Source organism: Mycobacterium sp. 4D054 (assembly GCF_052245755.1).
GTDB lineage: Bacteria > Actinomycetota > Actinomycetes > Mycobacteriales > Mycobacteriaceae > Mycobacterium.
Genome location: NZ_JBQQCF010000003.1, coordinates 229,044 through 248,145, shown reverse-complemented (window position 1 = coordinate 248,145; position 19,102 = coordinate 229,044). Strand labels below are relative to the sequence as shown.

At 69.4% G+C, this 19,102-nt stretch carries 23 protein-coding genes and 1 tRNA gene; 12 read left to right on the top strand and 12 right to left on the bottom strand.

Annotated elements, in window-relative coordinates; translation table 11 throughout:
* Nucleotides 1–2: 2 nt before the first annotated feature.
* A complete protein-coding gene (gene arcA / locus ACTWP6_RS04310) occupies nt 3–1,211 on the bottom strand; it encodes an arginine deiminase (RefSeq protein WP_260755103.1) in 1,209 nt (402 codons plus the stop codon).
* A gap of 46 nt (nt 1,212–1,257) precedes the next feature.
* On the opposite strand from arcA, the gene soxR reads away from it, so the two are divergent.
* Together soxR and ACTWP6_RS04300 are read left to right on the top strand one after the other, a co-directional pair.
* A complete protein-coding gene (soxR, locus tag ACTWP6_RS04305) occupies nt 1,258–1,692 on the top strand; it encodes a redox-sensitive transcriptional activator SoxR (RefSeq protein ID WP_260755104.1) in 435 nt (144 codons plus the stop codon).
* Between the two features lie 59 nt (nt 1,693–1,751).
* The gene (locus tag ACTWP6_RS04300; RefSeq protein WP_443186915.1) at nt 1,752–2,360 is read left to right on the top strand and encodes an alpha-ketoglutarate-dependent dioxygenase AlkB; all 609 of its coding nucleotides are present in this window, start codon (nt 1,752–1,754) and stop codon (nt 2,358–2,360) included.
* 7 nt (nt 2,361–2,367) lie between these two features.
* Here ACTWP6_RS04300 and ACTWP6_RS04295 read toward each other — a convergent pair whose 3' ends face one another.
* From ACTWP6_RS04295 to ACTWP6_RS04285, 3 genes are read right to left on the bottom strand one after another with little or no spacing between them, the layout of a single operon-like run.
* Nucleotides 2,368–3,039: a DUF5642 family protein gene (locus tag ACTWP6_RS04295; protein ID WP_260755106.1), complete on the bottom strand. Its 672-nt coding sequence runs from the start codon at nt 3,037–3,039 to the stop codon at nt 2,368–2,370.
* 28 nt (nt 3,040–3,067) lie between these two features.
* Nucleotides 3,068–3,724 (bottom strand): DUF5642 family protein, encoded by a 657-nt coding sequence (locus tag ACTWP6_RS04290; protein ID WP_443186914.1) that lies wholly within the window; start codon nt 3,722–3,724, stop codon nt 3,068–3,070.
* Between the two features lie 45 nt (nt 3,725–3,769).
* Nucleotides 3,770–5,254: a PE-PPE domain-containing protein gene (locus tag ACTWP6_RS04285; RefSeq protein ID WP_443186913.1), complete on the bottom strand. Its 1,485-nt coding sequence runs from the start codon at nt 5,252–5,254 to the stop codon at nt 3,770–3,772.
* Nucleotides 5,255–5,508: 254 nt separating this feature from the next.
* Here ACTWP6_RS04285 and ACTWP6_RS04280 point away from each other — a divergent pair, with 254 nt between their 5' ends.
* Entirely contained in the window at nt 5,509–6,207 is a 699-nt protein-coding gene (locus ACTWP6_RS04280; RefSeq protein ID WP_260755109.1) for an LpqN/LpqT family lipoprotein, read from the top strand.
* A 6-nt stretch (nt 6,208–6,213) separates the two neighbouring features.
* Here the strand turns inward: ACTWP6_RS04280 and ACTWP6_RS04275 are convergent, their stop codons facing one another.
* On the bottom strand, nt 6,214–7,038 hold the full coding sequence (locus ACTWP6_RS04275) for a shikimate 5-dehydrogenase (protein WP_260755110.1): 825 nt from the start codon (nt 7,036–7,038) through the stop codon (nt 6,214–6,216).
* Nucleotides 7,035–8,033 (bottom strand): GNAT family N-acetyltransferase, encoded by a 999-nt coding sequence (locus ACTWP6_RS04270; RefSeq protein WP_260755111.1) that lies wholly within the window; start codon nt 8,031–8,033, stop codon nt 7,035–7,037. The genes ACTWP6_RS04275 and ACTWP6_RS04270 overlap by 4 nt, the downstream gene beginning before the upstream one ends.
* 161 nt (nt 8,034–8,194) lie before the next feature.
* Between ACTWP6_RS04270 and ACTWP6_RS04265 the strand changes: the two genes are divergently transcribed.
* The 6 genes from ACTWP6_RS04265 to ACTWP6_RS04240 are packed head-to-tail and all read left to right on the top strand — an operon-like array spanning nt 8,195 to nt 12,017.
* Nucleotides 8,195–9,280 carry a GGDEF domain-containing protein gene (locus tag ACTWP6_RS04265; RefSeq protein WP_260755112.1) on the top strand — a complete coding sequence of 362 codons (1,086 nt, stop codon included), beginning with the start codon at nt 8,195–8,197 and terminating at the stop codon, nt 9,278–9,280.
* A 23-nt stretch (nt 9,281–9,303) separates the two neighbouring features.
* Nucleotides 9,304–9,729 carry a cupin domain-containing protein gene (locus ACTWP6_RS04260; protein ID WP_260755113.1) on the top strand — a complete coding sequence of 142 codons (426 nt, stop codon included), beginning with the start codon at nt 9,304–9,306 and terminating at the stop codon, nt 9,727–9,729.
* An 18-nt stretch (nt 9,730–9,747) separates the two neighbouring features.
* On the top strand, nt 9,748–10,128 hold the full coding sequence (locus tag ACTWP6_RS04255) for a carboxymuconolactone decarboxylase family protein (RefSeq protein ID WP_443186912.1): 381 nt from the start codon (nt 9,748–9,750) through the stop codon (nt 10,126–10,128).
* Between the two features lie 6 nt (nt 10,129–10,134).
* Nucleotides 10,135–11,013 carry an NAD(P)-dependent oxidoreductase gene (locus tag ACTWP6_RS04250; protein WP_443186911.1) on the top strand — a complete coding sequence of 293 codons (879 nt, stop codon included), beginning with the start codon at nt 10,135–10,137 and terminating at the stop codon, nt 11,011–11,013.
* A gap of 48 nt (nt 11,014–11,061) precedes the next feature.
* Complete coding sequence (locus ACTWP6_RS04245) at nt 11,062–11,556, top strand: MarR family winged helix-turn-helix transcriptional regulator (RefSeq protein WP_260755116.1); 495 nt, start codon at nt 11,062–11,064, stop codon at nt 11,554–11,556.
* Nucleotides 11,557–11,582: 26 nt separating this feature from the next.
* Nucleotides 11,583–12,017, top strand: coding sequence for a DUF5313 domain-containing protein (locus ACTWP6_RS04240; protein WP_260755117.1), 435 nt, complete (start codon nt 11,583–11,585; stop codon nt 12,015–12,017).
* Nucleotides 12,018–12,244: 227 nt separating this feature from the next.
* Here ACTWP6_RS04240 and ACTWP6_RS04235 read toward each other — a convergent pair.
* The 5 genes from ACTWP6_RS04235 to ACTWP6_RS04215 form a co-directional block, all read right to left on the bottom strand.
* Nucleotides 12,245–12,317, bottom strand: a tRNA-Ala gene (locus tag ACTWP6_RS04235).
* Between the two features lie 54 nt (nt 12,318–12,371).
* Entirely contained in the window at nt 12,372–13,445 is a 1,074-nt protein-coding gene (gene sepX, locus ACTWP6_RS04230; RefSeq protein ID WP_443186910.1) for a divisome protein SepX/GlpR, read from the bottom strand.
* A 212-nt stretch (nt 13,446–13,657) separates the two neighbouring features.
* Complete coding sequence (locus ACTWP6_RS04225) at nt 13,658–14,311, bottom strand: GNAT family N-acetyltransferase (protein ID WP_443186909.1); 654 nt, start codon at nt 14,309–14,311, stop codon at nt 13,658–13,660.
* Between the two features lie 19 nt (nt 14,312–14,330).
* A complete protein-coding gene (gene glp, locus ACTWP6_RS04220; RefSeq protein ID WP_260755120.1) occupies nt 14,331–15,617 on the bottom strand; it encodes a molybdotransferase-like divisome protein Glp in 1,287 nt (428 codons plus the stop codon).
* A gap of 70 nt (nt 15,618–15,687) precedes the next feature.
* Nucleotides 15,688–16,611 (bottom strand): UTP--glucose-1-phosphate uridylyltransferase, encoded by a 924-nt coding sequence (locus ACTWP6_RS04215; RefSeq protein WP_260755121.1) that lies wholly within the window; start codon nt 16,609–16,611, stop codon nt 15,688–15,690.
* A gap of 65 nt (nt 16,612–16,676) precedes the next feature.
* Between ACTWP6_RS04215 and ACTWP6_RS04210 the strand changes: the two genes are divergently transcribed.
* From ACTWP6_RS04210 to ACTWP6_RS04200, 3 genes are all read left to right on the top strand, one after another.
* A complete protein-coding gene (locus ACTWP6_RS04210; RefSeq protein ID WP_260755122.1) occupies nt 16,677–17,300 on the top strand; it encodes a 5-formyltetrahydrofolate cyclo-ligase in 624 nt (207 codons plus the stop codon).
* Nucleotides 17,301–17,342: 42 nt separating this feature from the next.
* Nucleotides 17,343–17,675: an FmdB family zinc ribbon protein gene (locus ACTWP6_RS04205; RefSeq protein ID WP_260755123.1), complete on the top strand. Its 333-nt coding sequence runs from the start codon at nt 17,343–17,345 to the stop codon at nt 17,673–17,675.
* Between the two features lie 70 nt (nt 17,676–17,745).
* Nucleotides 17,746–18,399: an SAF domain-containing protein gene (locus ACTWP6_RS04200; RefSeq protein ID WP_260755124.1), complete on the top strand. Its 654-nt coding sequence runs from the start codon at nt 17,746–17,748 to the stop codon at nt 18,397–18,399.
* Nucleotides 18,400–18,462: 63 nt separating this feature from the next.
* Here ACTWP6_RS04200 and ACTWP6_RS04195 read toward each other — a convergent pair whose 3' ends face one another.
* A complete protein-coding gene (locus tag ACTWP6_RS04195) occupies nt 18,463–18,816 on the bottom strand; it encodes a hypothetical protein (RefSeq protein ID WP_260755125.1) in 354 nt (117 codons plus the stop codon).
* Nucleotides 18,817–19,102 lie beyond the last annotated feature (286 nt).

Genomic DNA, 19,102 nt, shown 5'->3' with positions numbered 1-19,102 from the left:
TGCTAGAGCGGGTCGCGGCCGGCCGGACACGACATGCAGCGCGGCCCGCCACGGCCGGTGCCGAGCTCCGAGGCCGCGATCGGCAGCACTTCGATGCCCGCATCCATAAGGCGCGCATTGGTTTCGGTGTTGCGCTCGTAGGCCACCACCACACCCGGCGCCAGTGCCAACGTGTTGTTGCCGTCGTCCCATTGCTCACGCTCGGCGGTGACGGGGTCCAGCCCGGTGTCGATCACCCGCAGCTTGCCGATCCCCATCGCGTGGGCCGCCGCGTCGACGAACGGTGCGGCACGGTCGATCTTCACCCCGCTGGACTCGCGCCGGATGGTGAACGCCGTCAACGAATCCTGGATGTTCGGGTACATCACCACGGCATCGGTGTCGACCATCGTGCACACCGTGTCCAGGTGCATCTGCGCGCGTTCCTGGGCGATGGGCACCGCCAGCACGGTGTGCGCGAGGTCGTCGTCGAACAGGCTGCGCGCCAACGCCTCCGCGCCCGCCGGCGTCGTCCGCTCCCCCACTCCAACGGCCACCACACCGGGCGCCAGCAGCAGCACGTCGCCTCCCTCGATCGGCGCCGACCGTGACTCATACGCCCGCCGCACCCCGAGGAATCGGGGGTGGTGGGCGTAGATCAGATCGGTCAGGGAGGTCTCGCGCGCCCTGGCGTGCATCGACAGCGATGTGATCGCCACCCGCGGGCCGATCCAGAACGACGAGTCGCGGGTGAACAGCAGATTCGGCAGCGGGTCGATGACGAAGTCCCCGCCGTGGTGCATGCGCCGCACCAGAGACAGCTCGTGCTCCCCGAACGGCAGTTCGTCGAACGTCATCCCGGCCATCAGCACCCGGGCCAGCGCGGCGGGCTCCAGGGTGCGCAGGTACGCCGAGAGTTCCTGGGCCAGCGGCACTCCGAGGCGGCGCGCATCGACCGCGGCGGAGATGCCGTGCATCCGGGCCGCGCCGCTCTTGGCCAGCGCCTCGGTCAGCAGGTCACCGAGCAGCAGCACCTCCACGCCGCGCGAGCGCAGCAGCTCGGCGAACGCGTCGTGCTCTTGCTGGGCCCTGGCCACCCACGGCAGCCCGTCGAAGAGCAGCGTGTCGTTGTTGCGGGGCGTCAGCCGCTGCAGTTCGGGCCCTGGCCGGTGCAGGATCACAACCCGCAGCGTGCCGACTTCCGAGTTGCACCCGAGCGCGGCTTCAGTCACGTCTAGCACCGTAACCCGGATCGCCACCTCAACTAGGGTTGAGGTCATGGAGCGGCCCCACGAACTCACGCCGGGCGAGATGTCGGTGCGCAGCGGGGTGTCGGTGTCGGCGTTGCATTTCTACGAACGCGCTGGGCTCATCACCAGCCGTCGCACCGGCGGGAACCAGCGCCGCTACTCGCGCGACACACTGCGCCGGGTCGCGTTCATCCGGATGTCGCAGCGACTCGGCATCCCGCTGGCCCGGATCCGGGAAGCGCTGGCCACCCTGCCGTCGGACCGGGTGCCCACCAGCAAGGACTGGGCCAGGCTCTCGGCGGGGTGGCGGCAGGATCTCGATCAGCGCATCCTGCATCTGCAACGGCTGCGCGACAATCTCGCGGGCTGCATCGGCTGCGGGTGCTTGAGCCTCAAGGTGTGCGCGCTGGCCAATCCCGGCGACATGCTCGCCGAGGAGGGCCCGGGCGCAGCCCGGCTCTGAGGGTTCCGGTTCCCGATGTTCACACCGTCTTCGAACGGGTGTGCGATAGAGTGCAGGGTATGGAGCCGGCTGTGCAAAGCTCTCTGTTCGACCCCTCCGACCGCCGCGACCTCGGCGGCGGCGCGTGGCTGGAGGTGCGGTCCGGGTGGCTGTTCCAGGATGGTTCAGCCGACGACACGCTGTTCAGGGAGCTGCGTGATCAGATCCCGTGGCGTGCCGAGCGGCGCCAGATGTACGACCGGGTGCTCGACGTGCCGCGCCTGGTGAGCTTCCATAACCTGCTCGACGACCCCGTACCGCATCCGCGCCTGAAGCAGCTGCGCCGCCGCCTCAACGACGCGTACGCCGGGGAGCTCGGCGAGCCGTTCGTCACCGCCGGCCTCTGCCTTTACCGCGACGGCAACGACAGCGTCGCCTGGCATGGCGACAACATCGGCCGCAGCAGTACCGACGACACCATGGTCGCCATCGTAGGTCTGGGCGCGACAAGGGTTTTCGCGTTGCGCCCGCGCGGCGGCGGACCGTCGCTGCGGCTCCGTCACTGCCACGGCGACCTGTTGGTGATGGGCGGCTCGTGCCAGCGCACCTGGGAACACGCCGTGCCGAAGACCGCGCGGCCCACCGGTCCGCGCATCAGCATCCAGTTCCGCCCCCACGACGTCCGGTGACGACGGCTCAGCCCCTGACCAGCCCGACCGTCTGCGCGACGAGGTCGCGGGCGCGCTGGGTGTCCACCCGGGCCACCGGCTTGTCGGCGACCACCAGCGGGTTGGCGGTCACGATCACGATGAACGTCCCGAAATGGGCGACGTAGTTGTACAGCTCGCCGGTGCGCGGCCCCTGCGCCGTCGTCGTCTGCAGCACCCGGTGGGTGCCGACGGTGTGCACACCGTCGATCTGCGGGGCCTCCACGACCTCGACGAGGCCGCGCATCCCCGGCCCGTTGAAGCTCACCTTGCGGCACTGGTCGGCGGGGGTGTTGGCGGAAACGGGCTCGGAGGTCTCGACGGCGATCACGATGTAGCGCACACCGTCACCCTCGGCGGTGGTGGCCGCCATGTTGCCTTTGACGCCGTCAGGGATGGCCTGCTCGTCGGCGGCCTGCCCGCAGTCGGCCGGATCGAAGGTCAGCCCGGGCGGCAGCTTCTGCGCGGTCAGGTACTGCGGGTCGATGGCCGCCGGACCCACCGAGTGGACCGTGAACGACGCCGGGAAGTCGGCTTTCAGGTCCGAGACCCGGGCGATGTCGGCGTTGGAGTGATCCTCGGACTGCGCGGCCCCGCACGCGGTTGCCAGCGCCGCGCACATCACCGCGGCGGCCGCCCGGAGGCTCGGAGGGTTTGACATCGCCGCCAATGTACCCGGGCAGCCCGGCTCAACCGCGCAGCGCCGACACCGTTTCGGCGAGCAGTCCGGATGCGAAATCACGACTGAGCACGGGGTGCGGCGACCCGGGGTCTGTGAGCACCGCGACGAAACAGATGTGGTCACCCAGGTAGGCGACGAAGGTCTCGGCATGCGTGCGGGTCTCGGTGCCGCCCTCGACGACGGTGGTGGCGGCACTGCTCATCCCGACGGTCCTGGCGGCGGGGATGTCCGGACCCGGCACGCCGGTCACCACACCCGTCGTGTGCCCCGACGCCACCGTCCACTGCGAGCAGCCCTCGTCGGGCGGCGCAGCAGGCGCCGCGTCGGCGGTGCCGGCGACCAGCGCGTAGACGATCCCGCCAGGGCCGGAGGCCGACCATCCCCGCGCGGTGACCGGATCGACCGCAGGCGCACCCAGCACCGCGCAGTGTCCGGGATCGACGGTGGGTGTGTCGCTCAGGCCCCACACGGCGAACGGCGACGGCGGCCCGGTGTAGGCGGTCACCTCGTAGTCCTCGGGCAGGCGGTCGCGGGCGCGGTCGATGCGCGCCGGGTTGACTGTGTGATCGACCGCCGGCGACGGGGCGGGCGCCGGTACCGGTTCCGGCGGCGCCGCGCAGGCGGCACCGGCCAGCGCCAGCGCGAAGAGGGCGAACAGCCTCACGGGCTGTTGATACCACGCCGGACCGGGCGGGCACGGGTGCGACGCTCAGGCCGCGTCGGCGGTGTCCCGGTCCGACGGCACATCGGAGGTGTCCCGGTCCGACGGTACGTCTGAGGTGTCCTCGCGCTCGGCGGGTGTCACCGGATGCCGCTCTTCGGCTTCTGGCGACGTCGGGTCGACGTGCTGCGCCGATTCTTCGTCGGGTTCCGCGAGTTCGACCTCTTCGTCGGGTTCAGCGAGCTCGGCCTCTTCGTCGGGTTCTGCGAGCTCGATCTCGGTTCGGGCCGGGGGCCCCGTGCCGCCGCCTGCGGGTTCCTCGTCCCCGCCGCCATGTTCGCTTTTCCCCGACGCAAGACCGGACTCCCGTTGCGCCGCATCGTTTCTGATTTCCGGCGAGGCGCCGGCCGGTAGGTCCGGACCGCCGACACCGAAGGTGCCCGGTTCGGTGGTGCGCAGCACGCGCCCGAGTCCCAGTCCTTGGGTGAAGTTGTCGACGGCCACCGGGATCGACGCGACGAGCCTGCCCGCCAACCCGATCACGCTCGTGACCGGCCGCCAGCTCATGAGTCTCGGCACGCCCGGGCCGATGTGACGGTCGTAGGCATCCTCGATGAGCACGCGCAGCGGCGCGTCGATCGCCTTGAGGATCGGCCGGGGCACGAACGGCGCGAACGGCTGGAGCAACGGCACGAGGTCGGTCTCGACGAGGTAATAGTCGGTGTCGCCCTCATGACCTTGGAACCGGGCCTGCCTGAGCGGCACGTCCACGGTCTCGCCGTGCAGCAGGCCGTATCCGAGCAACGCGTTCACCGTGGCGAGCAGGTTGAGCGGACGCACCGGGAAGTCCCCACCGAGCCCGTCGTACTGGCGCACCAGGTCGACGGTCGGGAACACCGGGCCGCCGCCGGCCAGCCTGGGCCCGTCGGTCGGTGACGCGCCGGGGAACGGGATCCGCAGGACAGGGATGGTCGGCCAGCGATGCAGTCGCATCAGCACGCCGCCGTTGGGCCGCATCGGATTCGCCACCAACATGAACGACATACCGGGATCGCCCGGTTCGTAGTCCCGGATGAGGTCGCGTTTGGCCAGCGAGGCGATCACGGCGCTCTGCGAGTAGCCGAACACACTCAGCGTGTCGCCGGCCTGCGGCGCACCGGTACCGACTCCGGGCGTCACCGCCGGGTCGGCGTTGAACACGCACTCCGCACCCGCCCGTACGCAGCGGTGCAGGTTCGCCAGGCCCTCGGCGACCGACGTCTCGAACGTCAACCGCCCAATCGGGAAGAAGTCCTCCGGGGTGACGACGGCCACGGCGTTGGTCACCGGGCCCGACGACCCCGCGAACGCCGGATCAAGGTGCCGGGTCACCGCGTTGTCGAGGTAGTCGGTGACGAACCGCGGGCCGTCCCGGGGTGCGGCCAGCGGATGGAAGGTGCCACCCATGATCAGCGCGGTGGTGTTCGCGGTCAGGGTCAGCGCGACCCCGGGCAACGCCCACGACACCGGCAGCGCCGCCACGCTAGCGAGCACTAAAAAGAGCGCCGCAATCGGGCGAATGACAAGCCCCATGTCCCGACCCCTCAACCATCGCGCCGGTACAGGCAACATGTACCACCACCCGAACGGCCGCGGACGATTTCGGCAAACACCGTCGGGGAGCTGCCAGCAAATTCATCAGGCTTGACCTCGAAATCCATCTCTCCAGCTCGATATGCTGCGCTGCGATCCGGCCTTCGTCGCGCACCGACCGTGTCGACCCACGGGGCCGGCGAACAGGAGACGACATGACCAACGCAATGCGGGCCGGCGTCACCGCGATCGCGGCCGTCGCACTCGGGATCGGGCTGGCCGCCTGCAGCTCGGACAACTCCGGCGAGGAGTCCGGCACCGAAGCGTCCGCGACGACGTCCGAGAGCGCCGCTCCCGACCAGGCGTCTCCATCGCCGACGCCGGCCGCGGGCCCGGGCAAGACACTGGCGCAGTACATCGAGGAGAGCGGCCTGACTGAAACGCCGGTGCTGCGCGGCGATCCGGGCGCACCGACGATCACCCTCCCGCTGCCCGCCGGCTGGGAGGCGGCAGGACCCCGGGCGCCCCAGGGCGCCTACGACGCGATCATCTACACCGCGGACCCGACGGCGACCACCCCTCCGACGATCGTCGCGTTCGTCTCCAAGCTCACCGGCGAGGCGGACCCGGCCAAGGTGATCGAGTACGCCCCCAACGAGACCCGCAACCTTCCCGGTTTCCAGGGCGCGGACAAGGGTGAGCCGAGCAATCTCGGCGGGTTCGACGCCACCCAGATCGGCGGCTTCTACACCAAGGACGGCATCAACCACATGGTGGCGCAGAAGACCGTCGTGATTCCCGGCCAGGACGGGCTGTTCGTGCTGAAGCTGACCGCGGACGGCACCGAGGATCTGGCGTATCCGTTGATGGAAGCCACCGCGGCCATCGACGAGCAGACCACGATCACCCCCTGACCCGGCTCAGGCGCGCGACAGCTCCGAGGCCTCGGCGATCTGTTCTGGGCTGGGCCGCACACCGGTGTAGCGCTCGAACTGTTCGGCGGCCTGCAGTGCGATCACCTGTGCGCCGGTGATCACCGGCACGCCGGCCGCCCGCGCGGCCCTGATCAAGGGCGTCTCCGACGGCAGGGCCACCACGTCGAACACCGTGGTGGCTTCGGCGATCGCGGCCTCACCGAACGCGATTTCGTGTTCCTCGGGCGCCCCGGCCATCCCGATCGGGGTGACATTGACCAGGATCGGCGCGGTGACGTCGGTGACGTGTGTGTAGCCGAGCCGGTCGGCCAGTACGCGCCCGCTGTCGGGGTTGCGCGCGACCACGAAGCCCGTGCCGAACCCGGCCCCGACGAAGGCCGCGCCGACTGCCTTGGCCATGCCGCCGCTGCCGCGGATCACCACCGGATCGTCGGGGTCGAGGCCGTGCTCGGCGATGAGTTGTTGCACCGCAAGGTAATCGGTGTTGGACGCGGTGAGCCGGCCACCCGGCACCGCGGTGTCGTTGACGATGGTGTTCACCGACTCGATGGCCTGTGCCGACGGCTCGACCTCGTCGACCAGCGCGAGCACGTCCTCCTTGAACGGCATGGACACCGAGCAGCCGCGGATGCCGAGCGCGCGCACCCCGCCGATCGCCGCTGCGATGTCGGTGGTGGTGAAGGCCTTGTAGAGGAAGTCGAGGCCGAGCACGTCGTAGAGGTGGTTGTGGAACCGGGTGCCGATGTTGCTGGGACGTCCCGCCAGCGAGATGCACACCGTCGTGTCCTTGCTCAGCGGCGGCCGGGTCATCCGGCGGCTCGGATCACCTGGCGCGCCATCTGGCGGATCTGAGTCACCAGTTCCCGTCCGAGGGGCAACTCCTCGACCGGCGGCACCGCGATCTCGGTGACCACGACGTTGAGATCGTCGCGGCGCCACGCCGCGCCGTAGCGGTCCAGAATCGAGCGCATCGCGTAGTTGTCGCTGAGCACGCGGGCGGTGAACCGCTGCACCCCGTCATACCGCGCCGCCACCGAGATCGCACTCATCATGAACGTCCCGATCCCTCTGCCCTGATACGCGTCGCCGACGATGAAGGCGACCTCCGCCTCGTCGGGGCGGTGCACGTCGCGGACGAACCGGACGTCGGCGACGACCGGGCCGTCGAAGCCCTCGGTCAGCACGAACACGAAGTGGTCCCGGTAGTCCACCGCGAACAGATAGGTCAGCAGCGACTTCGTCGGCGATCGCATCGACTGGAAGCGCCGGTACAGGGTCTCGGTCGAGAACTCGACCGGCCCGTTGGCGGTGCGCTCGACGTCACCCGGCAGCACGGGTCGCAGATGCAGGACGGTGCCGTCACGCATCGTGACCGGGATCGGGGTGATGAACGCGGCGATCCGCTGACGCGCGGTGCGCACCAAGCGGTCGACCATGCCCGGGATCTCGAGCATGGTGGCGAATGCCTCGCGGCCGCCGACCCAGCCGGTCAGCGGTTCGGTGGCCACCACCGTCGCCGTGCGCGGCGCGTCCCGCAGCAATGCGATCTCGCCGACGATCAGGCCGGGGTCGACCTCGACGAAGGTGTCATGGCCGTCGTCGCCGGCGTGGGTGACCTCGGCCCGACCGCTACCGATCAGCAGGAACGACACCGCCAGCTCACCCTGCTGCATCAGCACCTGACCCGCCGCCGCGGCGAGCGGGCGCAGCTGCGCGGCCAGCGGCACCAACGCCTCCACCGGGACACCGTCGAAGACGGTCAGCGCGGCCAGGTCATCGGCTCGCACGGTGGTCAGGCCGGACACAGACTCGAGGCTACGGGCGTGCGGGAATGTCCGGCAAGGAGGCGGCAAGACCGTCAGCAAACGCCCGTTTGTGAGTTGCATCGCGTTCGAGCGGTTCCGTCCCCCCGCCGGCGAACACGCTGTTGGATGGCTGTGAAGTCAACGGCAACGAAACGGTGTTGATGCAAAGGGATCAGCGGCGCGCTGGTCACTACGAGTGGTTCAGTGGCTACCTCGAGGCGCGCGGGGGGGCGCGCACGGTGCGCTTGTTGGTGGCCGGCACCGCACTGTCGATGTCGGGAGCGTTGCTCGTTCTGCTGCGCGGCGCGGGCGGACCGGACGGAACGGTCGAACGCGCGATGATGCTGCTCGCCGTCGGCGGCGGTGTGGCGGGTACGGCACTGTGGCTGTGGCGCTGGCCGACCCGGCTGCAGTCGGCCGCGTTCGTCGTGGTCACGTCGCTGTCGATCGCGCTGGCGTGTCTCGCTTATCCGGATCCGCTGGCGGGCCTACTCGGATGCATCGCGTTCAGCACGATCGGCGCGTTCGCCGCGTTCTTCCATTCGACGCGGTTGGTGCTGGGCATGGTCTTCATCGCCATCGCGGTGGCGTTCAGTCGAGCCGTCGAATTGGCCGAAGGCGGGCGGTTGGCGCTGGCCGCGGTTGATTTCGTCCTGGTGTTGCAGGCCAACATCACGATGCCCGTGGCCATCCACGCGCTGCTGCGGGCGTTGCGCGGGGACCTGGTCAACGCCGACCTCGACCCACTGACAGGGCTGTTGAACCGCCGCGCGTTCCACCGGCTCGTCCTCGGCATGTTCGACGGCCGGTCCGCCGACGCATATCTGTTGGTCGCACTGCTCGACCTCGACGACTTCAAGGGGCTGAACGACGCGCACGGGCATCTCGTCGGAGACCGAGCCCTGGTCGCCGTAGCTGACACGCTGCGGGCGACCGCGACACCGACGGCGGTGATCGCACGCAGCGGTGGGGAGGAGTTCCTGATCGCCGACGTGGTGTCATCGGCCGAGGCCGCCCAGCAATGCCAGCGGATCTGTGACGCCATCGCCGGACTGCACATCCCCGTCACCGTCACCGCCAGCCTCGGCACGGCCGTCGCCGCGCTCGACGGTGTGCGGCCCCGCGACCGCGACGGCGTCGTCGACCATCTCATCGCCGCCGCGGACATGGCGATGTACCGCGCAAAACGTAACGGCGGCAATCAATGTCATCACCACGGCGTCTGGGTGTCACCGGGTTCGGCCTGAGCGAACAAGAAAGTGAGGGAAATGTGCGTACTTTGATCACCGGAGTCGACGCCGAGGGCAGGTCGTGTGTCGTCAGCGACGGCGAGCTGACGCTGGACCGCCTGGCACCGGGCTTCGCGATGGGTGTCCCCTACGAGACGACGGCGACTCCACCGCCGGCGCGCCCCGAGGGCACCGCCCCGCTGATCGACCAGGGCATCGCGCCCGGCCTGATCCGCTGGATGGTCGTGGACCTGGGCCCCGACTCCGAGACGCCGATGCACCACACCGACACGATCGATTTGGAGACGGTGCTCTCCGGCACCGTCGAGCTGGTGCTCGACGACGGCGCGCACCGGCTTGAACAGGGCGATCTGGTGGTGCTGGCCGGCGTGGACCACGCGTGGCGGGCCGGGCCGCAGGGCTGCCGGCTCAGCGCGGTACTCATCGGAACCCCGCCGCCCGCCTGACAACCGAACGGAGACGACATGGACCGGGACACCTACGAGAAGGGCCGGCATATCCGTACCGAGGTTCTCGGCGCGGACTACGTGAACCGCGCCGCAGCCAACGCAGACGAGTTCTCGCAGCCGCTGCAGGATCTGGTCACCGAATACTGCTGGGGCGCGGTGTGGGGGCGTGACAGCTTGGCGCTCAAGACCCGAAGCATGCTCAACCTGGCGATGATCGCGGTGCTCAACCGGCCGCAGGAACTCGCCACCCACATCAGGGGCGCGCTGAGCAACGGGGTCACCCGCGATGAGATCCGCGAGATCTTCCTGCAGGTCGGTGTGTACGCCGGGATCCCCGCCGCCGTCGACAGCTTCCGCGTGGCCAAGGCCACGTTCGCCGAACTCGAAGACGAGTAGCCGGCCGTGGACCTGGGATTCATCGGGTTGGGGAACATGGGGTTCCCGATCATGAGCCGGCTGGTCGCCGCCGGGCACGAGGTGGTGGTTTTCGACACCCGCCCGGAAGTGGTGGCGCGGGCGGTTCAGCTCGGCGGTGTGCCCGGCGCGTCGGTGCGTGAGGTGGCCGACAAGGCCGCCACGGTGCTGGCGAGTCTGCCCACCCCACAGGCGTCCAACGACGTCGTCGCCGAGGTGGCCCGCGGATCGGCGGTGCGCCGGCTGGTCGATCTGTCGACCGTGGGACAGCAAGCGGCTCAACGTAACCGGGAACTGCTCGCCGTACATGGCGTCGCGGCGCTGGACGGCCCGGTCAGCGGTGGGGTACATGGCGCGCAGGCCGGCACGCTGGCGGTGATGGTGTCGGGCCCGCGGGCCGAATTCGAGGCCCTGGAACCGGTTTTCGCAGTGATCGGCCGGGCCATCTTCGTGTCCGAAGAGCCCGGCGCGGCACAGACCATGAAGCTGATCAACAACCTGATGGCGGCGACCACGCTGGCCGCGACCGCCGAGGTGGTGGTGATGGGCGTCAAGGCGGGGCTGGACCCTCAGGTGATGATCGACGTGCTCAACGCCGGCTCGGGCGGCACCCACGCCAGCCGTGACAAGTTCCCCCGCGCGGTGCTCCCCCGCACGTTCGACTACGGCTTCGCCACCGGTCTGATGACCAAGGACGTGCTGCTCTATCTGGACGAGGCGCGGGCTCTGGAATCACCGGCGGTTCTCGCGGAGTCGGTGGCGCGGCTGTGGGAGCAGACCCAGGCCGAAGAGGGCGCAGCATCGGATTTCACATCGGTGGTCAAACCGATGGAGCGGATCGCCGGTGTGACGATCGGACCGACGTGACGCAGGCGATATTGCTAGCACGCTAACAGTTAGTGGACTATGTAACTTATGGCCGCGCCCGTCACCGAGGATCTCGACCCGCTCGCTCTCGAGCGGCAGGTCTGTTTCGCGCTGGCGGTGACCAACCGCGCCGTCCTGGCCGTGTACCGGCCACTGCTGGAACCGCTCGGGCTGACCCACCCGCAGTACCTGGTGATGCTGTCGTTGTGGGATCACCAGAAGCAGTCCGCGGCACAGCAGAGCGCACTGTCGGTCAAGCAGATCGCCAAGACGCTGCAGCTGGATTCGGCCACCCTGTCGCCGATGCTCAAGCGGTTGGAGGCGATGGGGTTGGTCACCCGTGCCCGCAACGCCGCCGATGAACGGACCACCGACATCGCGCTCACCCCGGCCGGTGCCGCACTGCGCGAGCGTGCGGTGGAGATCCCGGCGGCGGTCGTGGCGCGGCTCGGGGTCGACCTGGCCGAGCTGGAGCATCTGCACGACGTCCTGACCCGCATCAACTCAGCCGCCCAGGCCGCGGACGCGGTGGCGTCGTCCTGAATCCCGTCCCCCGAAGGAGACCAACAATGGCCCATGATGAGCCGCAAGGCACCGATAAACCCAATATCTGGCAGTACCTCACCTATTGCTATGGGCGCCGGCTGCCGAAATCGATGGACCGCTGGGTCGCCGAGGATCTGGCCGGCCAGGGCGCGATCCGCAGGCACATGATCCGCTACGCCATCCCCCCGCTGTTTGTCCTGGCCCCACTGTGGCTGCTGCCCGCGTCGGTCTACATGCGCATCGAGATGACGGTGCCGATCTACATCTGGGCGCTGCTGATGGGGCTGGCGTTGAACAAGGTGTGGCGCCGGCACCGCCTGGCCACCCACGGGCTCGACCCGAACCTGGTCGACGTGATCAAGCGCAAGAAGGACGCGCAGATGCACGAGGACTACGTCCGCCGGTTCGGCCCGCGGCCTGACGACGCCCAGGCGCACTCCAACAGCAGTCCGTTCTGAGGGGTTTTCCGTCGGCGACCCCGGGTACGCGGAGCGTCGGCAGTGGGGTCATCAAGCGGTGTGGTTGCGCCCGGCTCTCTGTGAGGCGGTCGCCTGGGTAACCACCGGTGTTGAGAGCCCAGCATCAGGGCTGGGTGGCCGCCGCGAAAATCGGTCCGCGGGTGCGCCAATCGGGGGATAAACGAGAAATCCCCGGCCAGTGGCCGGGGATTTTCCGTATTGATGTGTGGAGCTAAGGGGAATCGAACCCCTGACCTACTCGATGCGAACGAGTCGCGCTACCAACTGCGCCATAGCCCCTGGTGCCGGTACAGGTTATCAGCCACCGGTCACCGGCAGAAATCGGTAGGTCCTCTACTGCCCCGCTGCACGCGGCAGGTCGTAGTGTCGCGAGAACGGCACGTAATCGAGGTGTTCGAACGCCGGGTCCTCGTCATCGATCTCCAGCACCGCAGCACCGGGCCTGCGCAGCCGGGCGGGGGTCACGTCGAACTCCGGGTCGCTGGTGTTCTCGACGCCGAGCCGCGACCTGGCCAGCCGCTGGGCGCGGCGCCGGCGCAACTGCTCCTCGATGCGGGTCTGACGGCGCAGGTAGGCCAGATAGAGCGCGGTGACCACGCCGACGGCGCCACAGACCCACCACATCGACGACGACCACGTGAACGCCGCGACGGCGCTGGTCAACAGCAGCACGCCCATCACCGCGATGGTGCGGGCACGGAACCGGTACTTGCGAGCCGACACCGCCGCGGCCGTGGTCGACTCCCGGCGCCGGCGCCGCGCCTCGCTCATCGAGTCCGCCATGCGCGGCTCGGTGTCCTCCGGCGCCTCGGACTCCCCGGCCGGCCGGCTCTTTGCCGCCGCCTCGGCCTGCACCGGCTCGTCGTCCTCGTACTCGTACTCGTCGTCGATCACCGAGTACACCCCGGTGTCCTCGGACGTGTCGCGTCCGGGGTCCTGCGACGCCGCATGAACCCGCTGTCCTTCCGGCTCCGCCGTGTGGTCCGCATCGGCGGTGAACTCGTCGGACGCGGCCGCGACGGGGGCGGACTGCTCGTCCTCGGCCATCGACCGGGCCACGGGCAGCGCGCCGGAGTCCTCGACGACGTCCACATCGAGGTAATCGGGTTCGGCGTCGGCCGCCTCCGCCTCGGCGGCGACCATCACCACCGCGGCGCCGGGTGCGCGGTCCTCGGCGTCGTCGGCGTCGTCCTCGGACGGCCGCCAATGCGGGTCGCTGCGGTGGCCGGCCGCGGGCCCGCGCCGACGCAGCCGCGCACTGGCACCGCTGTTGAGCACGCGGGTGGCCAGCGCGACGTCGCTGGTGCGGCGCACCGCATCGCGCTTGCTGATCAGCATCGGAACAAGCACGAAGAGCCAGAGCACAACGAGCGAGATCCAAAGAAGAGATTGGGGGATGCTTGGCATGGCGCCTGCTCCTTTCCCCATCAGGCTAGGTCTGTGACCAGCGCATCCGTGGGCGGCGCGCCGACACAATTACACACCTGTAATTCGCTGGAGACAAGCACCAATAGTCACACGTGTCACATCAGTAACACGCACCGGTTCGTGCGCAGGACTCAATTTCGCGTGACGACGCAAATGGAAATGGCCAAATTGCGCCGACTCACGGAACGGGGTCAGGCCCACGAGGCGCGACCGGCCCGCACCAGCGCCGCGGCCACGCTGCCGTTCAACTCCTCGATCCTGAGCGCCACCAGCAGGTGATCGCGCCACGCCCCGTCGACGTCAAGATATCGCTTCAACAGGCCTTCCTCGCGGAAACCGACCTTTGCCAGAACGGCCCGGCTCGCGCCGTTCTCCGGCCGCACGGTGGCCTCGACGCGATGCAGCGTCACCGGCCCGAAACAGTGGTCCAACCCCAGCGCCAGCGCCGCGGTGGCGACCCCTCCGCCGGTGAACTCACTGGCCACCCAGTAGCCGATCCACGCCGACCGCAGCGCGCCGTGGGTGACGTTGCCGATCGTCAGCTGCCCGGCGAACTGGCCGTCGAGTTCGATCGCGTACGGCAGCATGCGGCCTTTGCGGGCCTCCGAGCGCAGCCCCGAACACACCGAAGGCCACGACGAAACAGCATGGCGCAGTTCCCAATTCAGCTCCGCAGTAGGTTCCCACGGCTCGAGGTGTGCGCGGTCGGCCAGTCGGATCCTGCTCCACTGCGCGGCGTCGCGCAGCCGGACCGGGCGCAACCGGACCACCCCCGCAGGGACCCGCAGCGGGCCGACCGCCAGCGGCCAGCCGGGATGCTGCGACCGTGAACTCAAGAGGTTCATCACCGCCGCCATCTCGCGTTCACCCGCGTTGGGCCAGGAACGCGACGTCGACGATCTCCCCGGTACGGATCTGCTCGGCCTCGCTGGGAACGACGACCAGACAGTTTGCCTCCGCCAGCGTCGCAAGGAGGTGCGACGACGCCCCGGGCCCCCCGCCCAGCGCCTGCACCAGGTACTCACCGGTGTCCTGGTCGCGCATCAGCTGTCCACGCAGGAAGCCCTTGCGACCGGCGACCGACTCGATCGGCGACAAGGCCCGCGCCTGCACGATGCGTCGCATGGCCTGCCGCTTGCCGAGCGAGAGCCGGATCAGCGGGCGCACCATGACCTCGAACACGACGAGCGCACTGACGGGGTTGGCGGGCAGCAGGAACACCGGAACTCCGTCTGCGCCGAGCTGGCCGAACCCCTGGACCGAACCGGGGTGCATCGCGATGCGGGTGACCTCCATGTCGCCGAGTTCTGCGAGCACCGCCCGCACCCCCTCGGCGGCGGCGCCGCCGACCGCGCCGGCGATGACGACGACTTCAGACCGGCTGAGCTGACCCTCGACCACTTCGCGGAGTTTCTTGGGGTCGGCGGAGACGATGCCGACACGGTTCACCTCGGCGCCGGCATCGCGACCGGCGGCTGCCAACGCATAGGAGTTCACGTCGTAGACCTGGCCGTTACCGGGGGCGCGCGAGATGTCGACGAGTTCACCACCGACCGAGAGCACCGACAGCCGCGGCCGCGGATGCACCAGCACCCGCTCGCGACCGACTGCGGCGAGCAGACCCACCTGCGCGGCGCCGATGATCGTGCCCGCGCGCACCGCCACATCTCCGGGTTGCACGTCGTCGCCCGTGCGGCGCACGTAGGCCCCCGAGCGCACGCCGCGCAGCACCCGCACCCGGGACGCACCGCCGTCGGTCCAGCGCAGCGGCAGCACGGCGTCGGCGAGCGTGGGCATCGGCGCCCCGGTCTGCACGCGTGCCGCCTGCCTGGGCTGCAGCCGGCTGGGTGTGCGGGCGCCCGCCTCGATCAGCCCCATCACCGGCAGGCTGATCTCCCGCGGGCGGCTCTCATCGCGGTCGGCGTCACCGTCGGCGCTCTCCTCGGCAGGCGCGCCTCCGACACCGAGCACGTCGACACTGCGCACCGCGTAGCCGTCGATGGCGGCCTGATCGAACCCGGGCAGCGGACGCTCGGTGACGACCTCCTCGGCGCACATGAGACCCTGGGCTTCGGCGATCGCCACCCGCACCGGCCGCGGCGCCACCGCGGCAGCTGCTACCCGGGCTTGTTGCTCCTCCACCGAACGCACGGCACGCCTTTCTCACCTCGCATGGGCTGGCGCCGACCGATCGGTCGGCGGATGCGCTCGATCGCAGCCGCTACTGCTCGGACGTCGCCGGAGCGAGGCCCAGCCGCTCGACCAACCACCGGCGCAATTCAGGCCCGTAGTCGTCCCGCTCCAACGCAAAGTCAACCGCAGCCTTCAGGTAGCCCCCGGGATTTCCCAGGTCGTGTCGAGATCCGCGGTGGACGACCACGTGGACCGGATGACCCTCCTCGATCAGCAACGCGATGGCGTCGGTGAGCTGCAACTCGCCACCGGCGCCACGCGGAATGCGCCGTAGCGCGTCGAAGACGGCGCGGTCGAGCACATAGCGCCCGGCCGCGGCGAAAAGCGAAGGTGCGTCTTCGGACTTCGGCTTCTCGACCATCCCCTTGACCCGCAGCACGTTCGGGTTGGTGGCGTCCGGCACCTCCTCGACGTCGAAGACGCCGTAGGCGCTGATGTCCTCGCGATCCACCTCGATCGCGCACAGCACGGTGCCGCCGCGCTTGGCGCGCACCTTCGACATGGTCTCCAGCACACCGGTCGGCAGCACGAGGTCGTCGGGCAGCAGCACCGCGAGCGCGTCCTCGTCATCCGACAGGCTGGCCTCCACACAGCCGACGGCGTGGCCGAGACCGAGCGGTTCGGCCTGCACGACCGATTCAACCTTGATCAGGGCCGGGGCGCGCCGGACCTTTTCCAACATCGTCTTCTTGCCCCGCGCCTCCAGCGTGCCCTCGAGCACGAGGTCCTCGACGAAGTGCGCGACGACGCCGTCCTTGCCCTCGGAGGTGATGATGATCAGACGTTCGGCGCCGGCTTCGGCCGCCTCGGCGGCGACCAGTTCGATGCCCGGCGTGTCGACAACCGGCAGCAGCTCTTTCGGCACCGTCTTGGTCGCGGGAAGAAAACGCGTCCCCAGCCCCGCTGCGGGGACGACCGCGGTGCGCGGGATAGCAACTTCAGGCCGGTTCATCGTTCACACACTAACCTCTCTGAGTCGGTTGTTCCTTCCTTACCCGTCGTTAAGAGGACTAGTCGGTGTCGTCGACCAAATCAGAATTGCGGACCGAAATCCTCAGCGCGCGTCGGTCATTGACTCAGCAAATGCGAGTCCGCGAGGCCGCACAGCTGGCCCGTCATCTGGGCGCCCTGATTCCCGCTGGAACCACGGTGTGCGCGTACCTCCCGGTCGGCTCGGAGCCGGGGTCGGCGGCCATGGTCGACGATCTGGTCCGGCGCGACTGCACGGTGCTGCTGCCGGTGGCCCGTGAGGACGGTGACGGCACTCCCCTGCCGCTGCGGTGGGGACGGCACACGCCGGGGGCTCTCGTCGCGGCGCCGTTCGGTCTTCAGGAACCGCCGCCGCCGTGGCTGCCCGCCGGGGAGATGCGCAGCGCCACCGTGGTTCTGGTCCCGGCGCTGGCCGTCGACCGCAGCGGGGCACGGCTGGGGCGCGGCGCCGGCTACTACGACCGCACCCTGACCCTCGCGGAACCCGGCGTGCTGTTGGTGGCGGTCGTACGCGACGACGAGCTCGTCGACCGCCTGCCTTCCGAGCCGCACGATGTGCGGATGACGCATGCCCTCACACCACGGCAGGGGCTGGTGGCGCTGGCCGGCGGCCGGGAATGGCACGGTCCCGCTGGCGGTTCTAGCACTTGAGCCGGTAGAGTGCTAAGAAGTTTGACCACCTCGGAGGTTTGAGTGCCCACTTATTCCTATGCGTGCACCGAATGCAGCAACAAGTTCGACGTGGTGCAGGCGTTCACCGACGATTCGCTGACCGAGTGCCCGAAGTGCGCCGGACGGCTGCGCAAGGTGTTCGGCAAGGTCGGCGTGGTCTTCAAAGGCAGCGGCTTCTACCGCACCGACAGCCGGGAATCCGGGAAGAGCTCGAGTTCGGGCAGCTCGTCGAACGGCTCGGAGTCGTCGTCCACCACCTCTTCCTCGTCCTCGTCCTCGGACAAGTCCGGTTCATCGGACAAGTCCGCGTCGTCGACCACTTCTTCGGCACCCGCGGCCGCCGCGTCCAGCTGACGCGGCGAGTTATCCACAGCTTTCGCAATCTCCGCTGAATCGCGCTGTCCGCTCTGCCTAGCGTGGACCCATGGGGCATCCGCTGGACCGGTCGACTCTCGATCGCGTGTCCCGAGCACTGCGCCCCGACTGGACGCACACCGCGGCCGCCCGGCGGACGCTCGCAGCGGCGCTGGTCATCCTGGCGGCGGTCGCCGCGTGGCGGGGTGATCCGGGCGCCGACATGTCCGATGTCGTCGTGACGACCCACGACCTGTCTCCCGGGACCGAGCTCACCGCCGCCGACCTGCACGTCGAGGCACGGCCGGCCGCCACCATTCCGGACGGCGCGCACAGTTCCGTCGACGCGGTGGTGGGCACAATGCTCGCCGGGCCCGCCCGCCGCGGCGAAGTGCTGACCGACATCCGGCTACTCGGACCCCGGCTCGCCGAGTCCGCTGCCGGGCCTGACGCGCGGATCGTGCCGATTCCGCTGGCCGATGCGGCGCTGACGGATCTCGTCCGACCCGGAGATGTCGTCGATATCGTGGCCGCCCCCGCCGACGAGGCCGCCGATGCTCGCCTGATCGCGACCGACGCGGTGGTGGTCCTGGTCTCGGCGAAAGAAAGCGGGGTCGGTGCGCGCGGTTCGGGCCGGGTGGTCCTGGTGGCCCTACCGGCCGCCGCGGCGAAATCGGTCGCGGGCGCGGCCCTCGTCGAGGCGGTGACGCTGACCTTGCATTAGCTGATGAACCGCAGAACGCAAACCGCCCCCGGGGTTCCCCAGGGGCGGTTCGCGTAGGTCAGATCACCAGTCGCCGATACCGGGACCGGTCGGGTACTCACCCTCGAACGCGGACGCGGTGGTCCCGACGACAGCCTTGACGCTGTCACGGACCTCGCCGAACGCGTTGATGATGCCGGCGTCCGCGACCCGCGACTCGGAGATGCCGCGCGCGACGCCGAAGTCGTTGATGCGGATCACCGAGAACTCCGTGGCCTGCCGGCTCGTCACGGTCGGGCCGGGGCCGACTTCCTCGACATCCGCGCTGGCCGTACCGCTACCGAGTCCGGCGAAAGCTGTGGCCACGGCGAACGAGCCCAGGCCCAGAACACCCAGCTTCTTGGAACTGCGGGTAGACGCTTTGGCATGCTTGGCCATCAGCATTCCCCTTTGATAAGCGGACACAAGTGTCCTCGTTACGATTTCAGGCTTCCATAGAGTAGCAGTCAGAAACGCCGTGTGCGCGCCGAGCGGAAGATTCGATTTCGGCGGATCTTCGCAGGTCCACCACCGTTTCCTGTGAGTTTGTTGGACGTTCATGTCGGGCCGCCGCGCACCGACGTCGGATCGCCGCCGGGGAGCGCGAAGTCAGCCTGAACTCGTTGCCCACCAACGCTTTCCGCATCAGCTCGGGCGGCAGGGCGCAACAGTGCCGGTCCTGGGC

Excerpts from the sequence above, each read along its gene's own strand:
- soxR (WP_260755104.1), top strand. The coding sequence starts at position 1,258 with ATGGAGCGGCCCCACGAACTCACGCCGGGCGAGATGTCGGTGCGCAGC.
- ACTWP6_RS04300 (WP_443186915.1), top strand. The coding sequence starts at position 1,752 with ATGGAGCCGGCTGTGCAAAGCTCTCTGTTCGACCCCTCCGACCGCCGC.
- ACTWP6_RS04295 (WP_260755106.1), bottom strand. The coding sequence starts at position 3,039 with ATGTCAAACCCTCCGAGCCTCCGGGCGGCCGCCGCGGTGATGTGCGCG.
- ACTWP6_RS04280 (WP_260755109.1), top strand. The coding sequence starts at position 5,509 with ATGACCAACGCAATGCGGGCCGGCGTCACCGCGATCGCGGCCGTCGCA.
- ACTWP6_RS04275 (WP_260755110.1), bottom strand. The coding sequence starts at position 7,038 with ATGACCCGGCCGCCGCTGAGCAAGGACACGACGGTGTGCATCTCGCTG.
- ACTWP6_RS04265 (WP_260755112.1), top strand. The coding sequence starts at position 8,195 with ATGCAAAGGGATCAGCGGCGCGCTGGTCACTACGAGTGGTTCAGTGGC.
- ACTWP6_RS04255 (WP_443186912.1), top strand. The coding sequence starts at position 9,748 with ATGGACCGGGACACCTACGAGAAGGGCCGGCATATCCGTACCGAGGTT.
- ACTWP6_RS04245 (WP_260755116.1), top strand. The coding sequence starts at position 11,062 with ATGGCCGCGCCCGTCACCGAGGATCTCGACCCGCTCGCTCTCGAGCGG.
- ACTWP6_RS04240 (WP_260755117.1), top strand. The coding sequence starts at position 11,583 with ATGGCCCATGATGAGCCGCAAGGCACCGATAAACCCAATATCTGGCAG.
- sepX (WP_443186910.1), bottom strand. The coding sequence starts at position 13,445 with ATGCCAAGCATCCCCCAATCTCTTCTTTGGATCTCGCTCGTTGTGCTC.
- ACTWP6_RS04225 (WP_443186909.1), bottom strand. The coding sequence starts at position 14,311 with ATGAACCTCTTGAGTTCACGGTCGCAGCATCCCGGCTGGCCGCTGGCG.
- ACTWP6_RS04215 (WP_260755121.1), bottom strand. The coding sequence starts at position 16,611 with ATGAACCGGCCTGAAGTTGCTATCCCGCGCACCGCGGTCGTCCCCGCA.
- ACTWP6_RS04200 (WP_260755124.1), top strand. The coding sequence starts at position 17,746 with ATGGGGCATCCGCTGGACCGGTCGACTCTCGATCGCGTGTCCCGAGCA.
- ACTWP6_RS04195 (WP_260755125.1), bottom strand. The coding sequence starts at position 18,816 with ATGGCCAAGCATGCCAAAGCGTCTACCCGCAGTTCCAAGAAGCTGGGT.